Genomic DNA, 13,027 nt, shown 5'->3' with positions numbered 1-13,027 from the left:
CGCAAGGTCCGAACAACCCATCTAAACGTTTCCAGCACGTGGGACGCCCCGGACGGGATGCGGTCAGAGCGCCACGCGGACGAGTGATCTCACGGACCTCTCACAGCCCGCACTCGGCGGATCGGGGGTCGAGGCCCGATGATGGGCAGCGTGACGCGCAGGGACTCGACCGCCAAGGGTGCGCACCGAGGTGGTCTCTCGGCTGCGGACCTCGGTGGCGTGCGCGGGCTCGCGGTCGCCGCGCACCGGTTCGACGCCTGCCGGAACGTCGAGGAGGTCGTCGCTGCGGCCGCCCAGACGGCGGTCGACGTGCTCGGCGCCGACGCGTGCGCGGTGGCCCGGATCACGCAGGAGACGTGCCGCGTCGTGCACCTCGAGCCGCCGAGCAACGACCCTCGCTGGCACCAGTTCCTCAGCACCACGTACCGCGCGGACGAGCGTCCCGCCCTGCGCGCGCTGCTGCGCAACCGCGAGAGCTGGGTGGCGCACGCGTTCGACGCCCAGGGCCGGTCCGTGCGCCCGGGCGACACGTCTGCGGGCGACCGCGTCGAGGTCGAGCTGCTGCGTGAGGTCGGGGCGGCCTCCGCGCTGACGTCGCCCGTCGTCGTCAACGACGCGGTGTGGGGCCAGATCACCGTGGTCCGCGACTTCGACGCGCCGCTGTTCCACGCCGACGACGTCGCGACGGCCGAGGTGCTCGGCGCCCTGGCCGCCGGTGCCATCGCGCGCGTCGACCTCGAGCAGCAGATGCGGCACATCATCGCGGACGACCCCCTCACGGGCCTGGCGAACCGGCGGACGGCCGACCAGGCCGCGGAGGTCGCGCTCGCGTCCGGGCGCGAGACGTGCGTCGTGATGTGCGACGTCGACGGCCTCAAGCGCGTCAACGACGAGCTGGGCCACGACGCGGGCGACGACCTGCTGCGTGCGGTCGCGGACGTCCTGCGCCGCGCGGCCGACGCCATCCCCGGCGCCACGGCTGCCCGCATCGGCGGCGACGAGTTCTGCCTCGTCACGACCGACCAGCCGCGCGAGCTCGTCGCGACGACGATGGCGACGACGGTCGCCAAGTTCCCGCTGCCGCACGGCGCCGCGATCTCCTACGGCATCGCGTCGACCGCCGTCATGGGATCGGTGGAGGCCCGGCACCTGTTCCGCCGCGCCGACCAGGCCCAGTACCAGGCGAAGCGGCGCCGGGCCCGCGCCCGCGCACGCACCACCCCGCCGATCGCCGACCCGCTGCAGGCGGTCGAGCGGCTCACGGCGAGCGGTGCCGTCGCGATCGGCGCGGCCGCTCCCGCTGTCGTGCCGCGGCTGTGCGCGTTCGCCGCCGCGGCGACCGAGACGCTCGGCGGCGACTCGTGGGCGGTCCGCGAGCGCATGCCCGGGTCCGAGACGTTCACGACGGTCGCCCGCGGTGGCAGCCCGGCGGACGTCTCCGAGACGCGGCTGCTCACGGTCGAGCGCGACGAGTGGGTCGTCGAGATCGCGGTGGCGGCGGCCGCGTCGACGGGCCGCCAGGTACAGACGGCCCTGAGCGCGCTGGTCGCCATCGCGGTCCTGGACGTCGCGACGCCCTGAGCCCGTCCCGCGGGCGCGGGCGCAGGTCGGGGATCTGCCGTCGTCGGACGGCGGAGCCCTCGCGCCCTGGCGCGGTCAGCCGTGGAGCGGCAGGACGAGCGTCGCCGGGCCGCCGGCGACGACACGCACCGGGACACCCCAGTCCTGGGCTGCCAGATGGCACGCCGGGTGCTCGATGGCGGGGTCGGCGTCGCAGCTCGCGGCCCGCGCGGTCACGTGCAGGACGCCCTCGCCGACGCCCGGGTCCAGCCGCAGGGTGCGGCTGAGCGCGACGTCGTCCCCGGCGCCGTCGAGGAGCAGCCCGGGCGGCGTGGCCGAGACCTGCAGCGACGTCGACGGGCCCCACCGGTCGTCGAGCTTCTGCCCGGCCGCCGGGTGGAAGACGACCTCGAGCGCGACGTCCGTCCCGATCTCGGTGACGGGGCGCTGCGTGCGGTGCGCGCCGCCGTCGACCTGCGTGCCGGCGCCCGCGGGCAGCGCGACCCGCGTGAGCCGGTGCGCGGCGGACTCGACGACGAGCACGTGGTCCGGGTCGCCTGCGGGGAGCACGAGGCCGCTGGGCTCGGCGAGGTCCGTCGCGAGCGTCGAGACCGTGCCGCCGTCGTCCCCCGGGACCCAGCGGCGCAGTGCACCGTTGTAGGTGTCGGCCACGAGCACCGAGCCGTCGGGCAGCGCCACGACGCCAAGCGGGTGCTGGAACAGCGCCTGGTCGGCGGCCCCGTCGCGGTGGCCGAAGTCGAACAGGCCCGTCCCGGCGACGCTGTGCACGTGCGCGTCGGCCGGGTCGAGCCGGCGCAGGGCGGACGTCTCGGCGTCGGCGAGCCAGAGGCGCCCGTCGGCGTCGACCGACAGCCCCGACGGCTGGGCGAACCACGACTGCTCCGGCCCACCGTCGACGAGGCCCTCGTTCATCGTCCCCGCGAGGTGCGTGACCGAGCCCTGCTCGGCGTCGAACGTCCACAGCGTGTGGTTGCCCGCCATGGCGACGACGAATGCGGCGAGCTGCGCCGACCACACGACGTCCCAGGGCGAGGAGAGCTTGACCTGCCGCGCCGGCCACCGGTCACCGACGCCGGCCTCGACGGGGCTCGACGTGCCGCCCGCGGACGGGGTGACGTTGTCCACGGCGCCGACCATGTACTGCTCGCCCGTGCCCGCGACGGTCGTGACGTGCCCGTCGGCCAGGCGCACACCGCGCAGCGCGTGGTTCACCGTGTCGGCGACGAGCACGTCGTAGCCGAGACGCTCGCGCAGGTCGTCCGGCACGAGGCACAGGCCGTTGGGCTCGCTGAAACGGGCGACGTCCGGACCACCGTCGACCAGCCCGCGCTCGCCCGACCCGATGCGCCGCACGAGCGTCTCGCCGTCGGCAGCGACCTCCGTGAGCGCGTGGTGCCCGGCGTCGGCGACGAGGAAGGTCCCGCCCGGCAGCTCGAGCGCCTTGGCGGGGAACCGCAGCGTCGTCGGCTGCGGCGTCGGTGCCACGTACGGGCCGTCGCCGCGGTGCAGCGTGCCCTTGGCCTCGTGCTCGGCGACGAGCTCGTTCACCAGCGTCTCCACCGCGTGCGCGTGCCCCTCGCCCGCCATCTGCGCGACGACGTACCCCTCGGGGTCGATGACGACGAGCGTCGGCCAGGCGCGTGCGGTGAACGCCTGCCACGTCACCAGGTCCGGGTCGTCGAGCACCGGGTGGTGCACCTCGTACCGCTCGACGGCCGCCGCGAGTGCCACCGGGTCCGCCTCGTGGACGAACTTGGGCGAGTGCACACCGATGATCACCAGGACGTCGCGGTGCCGCTCCTCGATCTCCCGCAGCTCGTCCAGGACGTGCAGGCAGTTGATGCAGCAGAACGTCCAGAAGTCGAGGACGACGACCTTCCCGCGCAGGTCGGCGAGGGTCACGTCCTTGCCGCCGGTGTTGAGCCAGCCGCGTCCGACCAGCTCGGACGCGCGGACACGGGGCAGGCGCGGGGCGGAGGTCGACGTCACGCCGCACATCATTCCCGACGCGCCACGCGCTCCCCCGCGCTGGCCACCAGCTGGGAACCCGTCCTCGGGCGCGCTGTCACCCGCGCTCGGCGTCGGGGATGGACGCGAGACGGCCGGGCGCAGCCGAAGGGGTGGCTGTGCCCGGCCGTCAAGCCGTGCTTCCCGCGGGTCGTGCCCCCACGGGGGTCGTGCACCGCCGGCGGGGGCCGGCGGGGTCAGTGGTGCGTCAGGACGCCGCGCAGGTGGCCGTCAGCGACCCGGGCGCGCCCGAGGCGATGAAGCCGGCCGTGGTGCTGGCACCGGCGCCGAGCTTGCCGTTCCACTCGGCGTTGGTCAGCGTGCCGGCGCTGTACGAGCCGCTCCACGCCTGCGTGATGGTCGCGCCGCCGACGGCGACCTTCCAGCCGTTGATCGCGCTGGAGCCGGCCGTGACGACGACCTCACCCTGCCAGCCGCCACCCCACGTGTTGGTGGCCTTCACCGTGGCGCTGCAGGCACCGTTCCCGGGCTGGGGGCCCGGGGTGGTCGGCGCCGGCGTCGTGGGCGCAGGCGTCGTGGGAGCGGGCGTCGTGGGCGCCGGCGTCGTGGGCGCAGGCGTCGTGGGTGCCGGCGTGGTCGGGCCGGGCGTCGGGGTGGACGCCGTGCCGTTGATGTTGATGTCCGAGCAGATGTAGTACGGCTGGTCGAGGTGGCTCGCCTGCCAGATCGTGAAGAGCACCGCGCGGCCCGAGCGGCCCGCCGGGATGGTGACGTCGGTCTCGTACAGGCCCGTGGTCGGGTAGCGACCGGTCTCCTTGATGAGGTCGATGTCGTCCCAGCCGAGCGCCTCGGTGGTCGGGTCGAAGCCGGCCTTCGAGACGTAGATCCGCATGTAGTCGGCACCGTGCATGGCGCCGTCCGTCAGCGTGAGCTTGAAGGTGTTCGGGACCGTCTTCATGATCCACGGGCCGGGGGTGTCGAGCGACGCGTACAGGCCGTTCTGCGTCTTGCCCGCCGAGCAGAGCTGACCGTTCGGGATGACCTCCTCGTGACGCCCGCCGACGCCCTCACGGAAGTTCCCGTTCCAGTTCCACATCGTGTTCGGGTTCGCCTGGAACGCCTGCCAGCACATGGGGTCGCGCTGGGCCATCGCGGGGTCCATGTGCGTGCCGCCCTCGCGGTCCCAGCAGCCGTAGTTGCGGGACGGCGGGTCGGTGACCGACCCGTGGGCGGACGCCGACGTGGCGACGAGGCCGGTGGCCGCGAGCGCAAGCGGGATGGCGAGGGCGAGCCTTGCGAGGCGACCCAGCCGGCTGCTGGTACGTATGGACATGCATGTCTCCTGGGGGTCGGTGACGACGAGCTCCCGTCCGCGCACGCCCGTCGGGTTCGCATCGATGCGATCGACGGGCGACGGTGAGCGCGAGGGCGTGACCACCGTGCGGCCTGCCCCGCCGTGGCGCGAGGGTGCTAACCGTTTCAGCAGGACCTGCGACCCCCGGTCAGGTCGACGCCCGTCTGGGACAGACCGGTCGTCGGTCAGGAGGCCGTGACCCTGGGCAGCTGCATGTCACCTTCCGTGGACTCGGCCCCGACCTCGAACCGGTGCGGCGCGCGGGAGGTTCTGCTAGTCGGGGTCAGGCGGCGTCCGTGGGAGCCGGTCCGGTGGCCCCCGGTCCGACGGGGACAGCGTCCGTCGTGCCACCTGCACAGCGTCCGTCGTGCCAACCTGCGTCGGCCCCTTCGGCGGCGTCGTCCTGCGCGCCGCTGCGGGAGCCGACGGCGAGGGCACCGGCGACGGCCACGAGCCCGGACGTGAGCACGGCGACCAGGACGAACGAGGCGGACAAGGAGAACAGGCCTGCCACACCACCGACGACGGCTGGGGCGATGAGGTTGGAGCTGTACGTCACCGTGGCGACACCGGCGATGGCATGGCTGGGGTCGGAGCTGGCGCGACCGACCGCAGCGAACACCAGGGGCAGCACCACAGCGACACCGATCCCGAGCAGCACGAAGCCGACAGCCGCCGGCAACGGGTTGCGCGAGACGGCGACCAGCACCGCCCCTGCGGTCGCGACCGCACCACTGACCCGGACGGTGCGCACCGGGCCGATGCGCCGGACCACCATGTCGCCGAGCACCCTGGTGGCGGCGATGGCCACGGTGAAGCACGTGTAGGCGGCGGCGGCGACGGCGTCCGAGGCGTCGGTGATGTTGGTCAGGTAGACCGCGGTCCAGTTGCCGGCGGCCCCCTCGGCGAAGACGGCACAGAATCCCACCAGGCACAGCCACCAGGTGGCTCGCGGCGGGAGCGCGAAGCGCGGAGGGGCCTTCGCTCCGGCGACGGGCCGTGCCGGCAGGAGTCGACAGCACGCGACCAGGACGACGCCGGCCAGGACGAGCGCGGCCGCCCCGAAGTGCACGCGGGTATCGAGTTCGGCTCGTGCCGCCAGCGTCCCGGCGATGCCCGCGATCAGCGTGCCGACGCTCCACGCGCCGTGCAGGCTGGACATCACGGACCGGCCGAGTCGCTTCTCGATCACGACCCCCTGCCCGTTGATCGCGACGTCGGCCATCCCGGAGGTGACACCGAACAGCACCAGGGCCACGAACAGCGAGCGGAGGTCCTGGCTCAGAGCGGGGAGCAGGAGGCCGAGGCACCACAGGAGCATCAGCAGGCGGACGGCGCCCCTGCCGCCGAGGCGGTGGACGACGCGTCCGGCCATGGGCATCGCGAAGGTTGCACCGATCGCCGGCGCAGCGAGTGCCAGACCGAGCTCACCGGCACTCAGGCCCGCCTGCTCCTGGATCCACGGGATCCGGGTGGCGAAGGTCCCGACGGCGGCGCCGTGCGCGGCGAAGATGACGGTGAGGGTCCACCGGGCCCTGCGCAGCGCGAGGGAGTCCGGGGCGTCGGTGTCCGGGGTGGCGTGCACGCCCTCACCTCCAGTTCTGCTGCCGCGGGTAGGCGCTGCCGTGAGGGGATAAATTATCAGGAACCCTACCTGATAGATGTCTGCCGCATAATGCCTCGATGGAGTCCAGCCGTCCGGCCCGACCGAGCCACACGCGCGTGCACAACGACCGGCTGGCACTGGAGCTGCTGCTGGCGCGTGGCCCCTTGACCGCTCCGGAGCTGGTCGCCGGCACCGGCCTGTCGCGACCGACGATCGCCGACCTCGTCGGTCGCCTGCAGCGTGCGGACCTCATCGAGGTGGTCGGCGAGGATGACCGGGCACGTCGCGGACCCCGAGCCCGGCTCTACGGCATCGCTGGACGACGCGCCCACGTCGTGGGCCTCGACCTGCGCGCCGACGGCATCCACGTCGCGGTGTCCGACCTCTCGGGAACCGTCGTCGCCGAACGCGCGGCGCCGCTCGAGCCGGCCACCCTCGACGCGATCACGGCCGCCCTCGCGGTGATCGACGACGCGGTGGACGAGGTCGGTGCCGACATGCCGCACACCATCGCGGTAGGCGCCCCCGGCCTCGTCGACCCGGCCACCGGCCTCCTCCGCCCGCGTGGCGAGGCCGCCTGGCACGCCGAGCTGATCGACGCCCTGCGCCTCCGTGCCACCACGGTGCTGGTGGAGAACGAGGCGAACCTGGCGGGGATCGCGGAGCTCGAGGCCGGCGCCGGACGGGACACCTTCGCCCTGCTGTGGCTGGGCGACGGCGTCGGAGCGGCCACCGTCCTGGACGGCGCACTGCGGCGCGGGGCGTCCGGCGGTGCGGGAGAGCTGGGCTTCCTGCCCGTCCCGGGTACCGCGGGCCGGCCCAGCGCCACCGCCTGTGGCGGCGGGTTCCACGACCTGGCTTCCGGCGGCGCGGTGCGAGGGCTCGCCGCGCGCCACGGGGTCACCGCTCGCGACGACGGCCAGGCGCCCCGCGACGGACACGGTCCGGCCGCACCCGCGGCCCTGGTCCGGGCCGCCGCCACGGGCGACGCGGGCCCCGGGGGCGGCGCGTTCCTCGACGCCCTTGCGGCCAACGTCGCGCTGGGCGCCGCGGCGATCTCCGCGGTCCTCGATCCCGGATGCGTGATCCTCGGCGGACCGGTGGGCCGTGCCGGTGGCACCGAGCTCGCCCACCGGGTGAGCGACCACCTGCGCTCCCTCTCACCGCTGCCGACCGAGGTCCTCACCAGCGCAGTGGAGGGCAACGAGATCCTGCGCGGCGCGGTGCAGGTCGCGCTCGCGGCCACCCGTGGCGCGCTGTTCGACGGCGACTGACAGCCGGCAGCCCGGAGCACGACGACGGTCGGGACGCGCCTGCGCCTCCGACAACCTCACCGCCGAACCGGCGTCGGCCGGCGCGGTGCCGACGAGCACGCGACGCGTCAGCGGCGCTCGAGCACGTGGATCCGCGGATGGTGACCCTTGGCGTACACGCGCGTCACGGACCGCGGCTCCCACAGGCCGGACGCGTCGCGTACCACGCGTTCCATCACCTTCACCTCGTGCGTGAGCACGACGAGCCGCGCACCCGGAGCGCTCACGGCGTGCGCCGCGCGCAGCAGGCCCGCGTGCAGGCGAGGGGCGTCGGCGTGCGAGCCGTGCAGCGTGCCCCACGGCGGGTCGGCGAGCACGACGTCGGCGAGCCCGCCCAGCGGCTCGGTGACCGCGGCCCGCAGCGCGTCGGCGTCCGTCGCGTCCGCACGCAGCAGCACGGGCCGGGGCGGACGGGCGAGCAGCCGCGCGGCCTCGAGGTTGGCGCGGGCGGCCTCGAGCGCGGACGCGTCGAGGTCGACGCCCACCGCGGCGGCGGCCGGCGCCGCGAGCAGGCGCTCGACGAGCAGCGTCCCCGACCCCGCCATGAGGTTGAGCACGCGGTCGTCGGCCCGCAGGCCGGCCAGCCGGGCGACGGCCGCGGCGATCGTCGCGTTCGCCGCACCGGGGAAGTCCGCGACCCGCCACGTGCGCGCCGACAGCGGGCGGGGGCCGACGCGCACGAGCACGTCCCAGCCCGGGTCGGCGTCGCTCGGAGCGGGTCCGCGGCGCGCGCCACGACCCGCGCCGTCCTGCGGCCCAGCCACCCGCGCGCCGCGTCGCACCCGGATGACGAGGTCGCCCGCGTCCGGGTCGTGCTGCAGACCCGTCGCCTCGTGCAGCATGCCCGCGAGCCGCGCGAACACCGCGGAGTCGGCACCGGCTGCCTCGAACCGGAACGTCGAGGAGCCGCCGACGCGCAGCGAGGCGTAGACCGCGTCGACGATCCGGCCCATGTGCTCCGGGCTGGCGAACGACTTGGGCCGCGGCACGTCGAGGTGCACGAGGACCCACGCGGCGACGGCGGTGCGCAGAGCGGTGACCGCGGCGAGCGGCCCGGGGAGCGTCAGCGCGAGCGCGTCGTCGCGGCCGGGGACGTCGCGCACGCTGCGGGCGTCGGGCAGCAGCTGCGCGACCTCGTCGGCGAGGACGTCGCGCAGGCCCGGCAGGTAGGTCAGCTCGACGGGTGTGGACGGGACGCGTGCGGGCGAGGGCCGCCCCACCCCGCCGCGGGTCCCCGCCGCGCGGCGGCCGGTCTGCCGGTCGCGCCACGCCCTGCTCGACGCGGAGCGGTGGTCACCGCTGCCGCGGGCCGGACCGGGCCGGCCGCCGCGATGCGCGGTCAGGCCGCCACCGGGACCCGTGCACCGACGGCGCGCAGCACGAACGCCTCGGTCTGCTCGATCGCGTGCTCACGGTCCGCACCGTCGTCGGGCAGGCCCCGACCGGTGAGGCACGCGTTGACGAGGGGGACGATCGTGTCCAGGTCCTGCTCCGGGAACGCACCGGACGCGATGCCGGCGTCGAGGATGCGGCGCAGGACCTGCTCCACGACGACCACGTGCTCGCGGACGCGCTGCTGGGCCCCGCGGGAGAGCACCGTGCGCAGCTCGGGCCCGGGGGCGACGTGGTAGACGCTGGTGAGCGACGCCTGGGCGCGGACGTAGGCGCGCAGCTGGAGGACCGGGTCGTCGATGTCGTCGAGGGACGCCTGCAGCCGGGCCGCGTACTGCTCCGTCTCGTGCGTGATGAACCCGAGGAGCAGCGACTCCTTGTCGGAGAAGTGGTTGTACACCGCCGTGCGCCCGACGCCCGCGGCGGCGGCGATGTCGGCGAGCGTGATCACGTCGAAGCCGCGCTCGTTCATGAGCGTGGCCAAGGCGTCGAACAGGCGACGGCGGGTCTGCTCGCGGTGCTCGTGCAGCGACGCTCCGATGATCTTCGGCATGCTGACATGTTCGCACAGGATGTCAGGAAACTGCCCGGGCCGGTGCGGGCCCCCGTGGCGCGGTCGGGCGAAGCGATGAGAAGTGTGACATTAATCACGCCGGTTCGTCGCTTTCGCCTACAATGGCGTGACGGATCCTGAACGCCCTCACCACGGAGCCACCGAAAGCATGAGCCGACACGCCCACGGGGCCCAGGACGGGGCCTCTGCGGGCCTCGCCCGCGTCGCCAGCGTGCCCGGCCCCATCCCGGCATCCCGGCCGGGCGACTGGCGCGCCGACGAGTCCGGCGAGTGGCCGACCGCGGCCGTGCGCGCCGCCCATGAGCGCTTCGTGACGTCGGGAGTCAACCCCGGGCGCCAGGTGCGTCCCGTCGTGGCCGACTCCTGGCGGCGCAGCCGACGCGTGGGCGTCGACCCCGAGCTGCCGACACCACCGGTCGACATCGGCGGCTCCGAGCTCGCCGCGCTGCGCAGGTCGCACCCGCTGTCCGGTGCCGTTCCCGTCGTCCGTCGGCTGCTGGTCGAGCCGCGGGCGGGGTGGGTCGCGGCACTCAGCGACGAGGCCGGCCGGCTGCTGTGGGTCGACGGCGACCACGACCTGCGTCGTCCGCTGGACGACGTCGGCTTCGTCGAGGGCGCCGCCTGGCGCGAGGACGCCGTGGGCACCAACGCGCTCGGCACGGCACTGGCGACGCGTCGTCCGCTGCAGGTCATCGGCACCGAGCACTGGGCGCGCGTCGTCCACCCGTGGAACTGCGCCGCCGTGCCGGTGCACGACCCGCTCGGGCGGTTGCTGGGGGTCCTCGACGTCACCGGTCGCGACGACGCAGCGTCCTGGATGGCCCTGGCGCTCGTGCGTGCGACTGTCGCCGCGATCGAGGCGACCATCACGTCCTCGACCGACACCGCACCCGCCGCACGGCTCTCGGTGCTCGGCACCCACGGCGGCACGCTGCACACGCCGGCCGGCCGCCGCCGGCTGACCTGCCGCCACGCCGAGATCCTCCTGCTCCTCGCGGAGCACCCGGCCGGGCTGCGCGGCGACGAGCTCGCCGTGCTGCTCTCGGAGTCCGAGCTGTCCGAGGTCACCGTGCGTGCCGAGATCTCCCGCCTGCGCCGGCTCGTCGGGCCGCTGCTCTCGGAGTCCCGGCCGTACCGCCTCACGGCACCGCTGCAGACCGACGTCGACGCCGTGCGCGGGGCGATCGCCCTCGGTGACGTCGCCGGTGCGCTCAGCACCTACGCCGGGTCGGTGCTGCCGCGCTCGGCCGCCCCGGGCGTGGCCCGTGTGCGCGCGGCCGTGGAGGGCGAGATCCGGGCCGCCACGCTGGCATCCGGCGACCCCGACCTCGTGGCGCGCTGGACCGCGAGCGACCAGGGTGCCGACGACTGGCAGGCGTGGCAGACCCTCGCGCGCGTCGCACCCATCGGATCGGCCGCTCACCTGCGTGCACACACGCGTCTCGCCCAGCTCGACCGCACCCTGCGCTGACCTCGGCGGGCGGCCCGACGACGGATCTCGTCGTGCAACGGTCGTGCAACGGTCCGCGGACTACCGTCTGCAGCGGTGGCATCGACGGCGACGCCTCTCGTGGGAGTCCGTCGCCCTGGCTGCCCGGTCGGGCGGCGCGCGGGAGGGGGCGCGTCGCCCGACCACCACTCCTCGTGCGCACGGACCCACGGGCCTGGCGTCCGGTTCCCACGGACGGGCACCCCCGCTAGCGTGGCGCCGTGGACACCGACCCCCGGCCTGCGGCGACCACGACGCCGCCCGCGATCGAGCCGGACGGCAAGGACTGGACGTGGGTCGTCGAGGCCCGCTGCCCCGAGTGCGGGTTCGCCGCGTCGGACGTCGACGCCCAGGGCATCGGCGGCACGGTGCGCGACCTCGCACCCCGGTGGGTGGCGGTGCTGCACCGCGACGACGCCCGCCGGCGCCCGCAGCCGCACGTGTGGTCGGCGCTCGAGTACGGCGCCCACGTGCGCGACGTCCTGCGCCTCTTCGACGAGCGCGTGCAGCTCATGGTCGAGCAGGACGACCCCGTGTTCGCCAACTGGGACCAGGACGCCACGGCCCTCGCCGAGCGGTACGACCTGCAGGACCCCGCCGTCGTCGCCGACGAGCTGGCCCGCGCGGCGGCCGCGACCGCCGACCGCTTCGACGCCGTCGCGCCCGGGCAGTGGGACCGCACCGGGCTGCGCAGCAACGGCTCGGTGTTCACCGTCCGCACGCTCGGCCAGTACTTCCTGCACGACGTCGTGCACCACCTGCACGACGTCCGGGCCTGACCACCGACGCCCAGCCGCGAAACATGCGCGCAGCAATCGCTGTGTACGTTCCCGCCATGACCGCACCGTCGGCGGCACCTGCCGCCCTGGACGGCAGCCACGTGCTCGCCGTCCCGCACGGCACCTCGCTCCTCGACCTGGCCCGCGCGTGGTTCCCGACGGCCGCGTGGTCGCGCGAGCCCGCGACGGCGGCGCAGGCCGCGGCCGCGCGTCCCATGACCGGTGCCCGGTTCCGCGGCATCGCGGTCGCTCCGCCGGACCCGGCGGGCGTGCTGAGCCTGGACGGCGTCGTGGAGGTCGTCGGGCCGTACGCCGTGGGTGCGGCCGAGGCACGCGCGCTCGCGCTGCCCGCCCAGGACAGCGACCTGTACGGGCTGCCCGCCGCACCCGTCGCCGGCGCGACGGTGCACCCCGGCCTGGTCACGGGCTGGGCGACGGCCGTCGCCCGGCGCACCGGCGGGGGCATCCTGCCCGCCGCGCGGGACCGGGCGCTCGTCCCCGACCCGGCCGCGGTCGTCGACCTCACGCTGTGGTCGGCGGTGCCGCTGCGTCCCGACGACGCCCTGCCCCTGGTGCGCCCGGCGCTGTCCGGCAGCCGGCTGGCCGCACCCGCGCCGCCCGCCGGCGGTGCCCCCGAGGGCTTCGCCCTGGTCGCGAGGTACGAGTACGACGGCGAGGTCGAGGTGCGCTGCGCCCACTCGCGCGAGGTGCCGGTCGTGCTGTCCACCCTGGACTGGCGCGAGCACGGACCCTGGGGCTACCACGTGACGTGGCACCCGCCGGACCCGCTCGAGCTCGAGGTCCCGCAACCCTCGCAGCTGCACGTCATCGCACGCCAGCGTGTCGCTCCGAGCATCGCGCGGGCCGTCGCGACGCTGTGGCGCACGGTCGGCGGGACGGTCGTCGACGCGGGCGGGTTCGTCGTCCCGCACGAGGAGGTCGACGCCCGGGCGCGCCCGCGCTGAATCCGC

At 75.1% G+C, this 13,027-nt stretch carries 10 protein-coding genes; 5 read left to right on the top strand and 5 right to left on the bottom strand.

Translation table 11 applies throughout. The annotated features are described in order from the left end of the window. Window positions 1-141: 141 nt before the first annotated feature. Complete coding sequence (locus tag NP048_RS01025; protein ID WP_227577220.1) at window positions 142-1,581, top strand: GGDEF domain-containing protein; 1,440 nt, start codon at window positions 142-144, stop codon at window positions 1,579-1,581. Between the two features lie 75 nt (window positions 1,582-1,656). On the opposite strand, the gene NP048_RS01020 is transcribed toward NP048_RS01025, so the two are convergent. The 3 genes from NP048_RS01020 to NP048_RS01010 form a co-directional block, all read right to left on the bottom strand. Beyond that, the gene (locus tag NP048_RS01020) at window positions 1,657-3,579 is read right to left on the bottom strand and encodes an NHL domain-containing thioredoxin family protein (protein WP_227577119.1); all 1,923 of its coding nucleotides are present in this window, start codon (window positions 3,577-3,579) and stop codon (window positions 1,657-1,659) included. 217 nt (window positions 3,580-3,796) lie between these two features. Then, window positions 3,797-4,882 carry a lytic polysaccharide monooxygenase gene (locus NP048_RS01015; protein WP_227577118.1) on the bottom strand — a complete coding sequence of 362 codons (1,086 nt, stop codon included), beginning with the start codon at window positions 4,880-4,882 and terminating at the stop codon, window positions 3,797-3,799. A gap of 304 nt (window positions 4,883-5,186) precedes the next feature. Continuing rightward, entirely contained in the window at window positions 5,187-6,488 is a 1,302-nt protein-coding gene (locus tag NP048_RS01010) for an MFS transporter (RefSeq protein WP_227577117.1), read from the bottom strand. 98 nt (window positions 6,489-6,586) lie between these two features. On the opposite strand from NP048_RS01010, the gene NP048_RS01005 reads away from it, so the two are divergent. Continuing rightward, the gene (locus NP048_RS01005; protein WP_227577116.1) at window positions 6,587-7,783 is read left to right on the top strand and encodes an ROK family transcriptional regulator; all 1,197 of its coding nucleotides are present in this window, start codon (window positions 6,587-6,589) and stop codon (window positions 7,781-7,783) included. 107 nt (window positions 7,784-7,890) lie between these two features. Here NP048_RS01005 and NP048_RS01000 read toward each other — a convergent pair whose 3' ends face one another. Next, window positions 7,891-9,042, bottom strand: a complete 1,152-nt coding sequence (locus NP048_RS01000; protein WP_227577115.1) for a class I SAM-dependent methyltransferase — start codon at window positions 9,040-9,042, stop codon at window positions 7,891-7,893. A gap of 119 nt (window positions 9,043-9,161) precedes the next feature. Next, the gene (locus NP048_RS00995; RefSeq protein WP_227577114.1) at window positions 9,162-9,767 is read right to left on the bottom strand and encodes a TetR/AcrR family transcriptional regulator; all 606 of its coding nucleotides are present in this window, start codon (window positions 9,765-9,767) and stop codon (window positions 9,162-9,164) included. Between the two features lie 169 nt (window positions 9,768-9,936). On the opposite strand from NP048_RS00995, the gene NP048_RS00990 reads away from it, so the two are divergent. The 3 genes from NP048_RS00990 (at window position 9,937) to NP048_RS00980 (ending at window position 13,021) form a co-directional block, all read left to right on the top strand. Beyond that, window positions 9,937-11,259, top strand: coding sequence for a GAF domain-containing protein (locus NP048_RS00990; RefSeq protein WP_227577113.1), 1,323 nt, complete (start codon window positions 9,937-9,939; stop codon window positions 11,257-11,259). Between the two features lie 239 nt (window positions 11,260-11,498). Continuing rightward, on the top strand, window positions 11,499-12,056 hold the full coding sequence (locus NP048_RS00985; RefSeq protein WP_227577112.1) for a DinB family protein: 558 nt from the start codon (window positions 11,499-11,501) through the stop codon (window positions 12,054-12,056). A 56-nt stretch (window positions 12,057-12,112) separates the two neighbouring features. Next, entirely contained in the window at window positions 12,113-13,021 is a 909-nt protein-coding gene (locus NP048_RS00980) for a hypothetical protein (RefSeq protein WP_227577111.1), read from the top strand. The last annotated feature ends 6 nt before the right edge of the window (window positions 13,022-13,027 follow it).

The organism is Cellulomonas xiejunii, assembly GCF_024508315.1.
GTDB classification, from domain to species: Bacteria; Actinomycetota; Actinomycetes; order Actinomycetales; family Cellulomonadaceae; genus Cellulomonas; species Cellulomonas xiejunii.
Note: the sequence above shows the minus strand (reverse complement) of the source record. Positions and strands in the feature narration are given on the sequence as shown.

What these genes read in the sequence shown, in the direction of transcription:
- NP048_RS01025 (WP_227577220.1), top strand. Translation starts at nt 142, where the DNA reads ATGGGCAGCGTGACGCGCAGGGACTCGACCGCCAAGGGTGCGCACCGA.
- NP048_RS01020 (WP_227577119.1), bottom strand. Translation starts at nt 3,579, where the DNA reads ATGTGCGGCGTGACGTCGACCTCCGCCCCGCGCCTGCCCCGTGTCCGC.
- NP048_RS01015 (WP_227577118.1), bottom strand. Translation starts at nt 4,882, where the DNA reads ATGTCCATACGTACCAGCAGCCGGCTGGGTCGCCTCGCAAGGCTCGCC.
- NP048_RS01005 (WP_227577116.1), top strand. Translation starts at nt 6,587, where the DNA reads ATGGAGTCCAGCCGTCCGGCCCGACCGAGCCACACGCGCGTGCACAAC.
- NP048_RS00995 (WP_227577114.1), bottom strand. Translation starts at nt 9,767, where the DNA reads ATGCCGAAGATCATCGGAGCGTCGCTGCACGAGCACCGCGAGCAGACC.
- NP048_RS00990 (WP_227577113.1), top strand. Translation starts at nt 9,937, where the DNA reads ATGAGCCGACACGCCCACGGGGCCCAGGACGGGGCCTCTGCGGGCCTC.
- NP048_RS00980 (WP_227577111.1), top strand. Translation starts at nt 12,113, where the DNA reads ATGACCGCACCGTCGGCGGCACCTGCCGCCCTGGACGGCAGCCACGTG.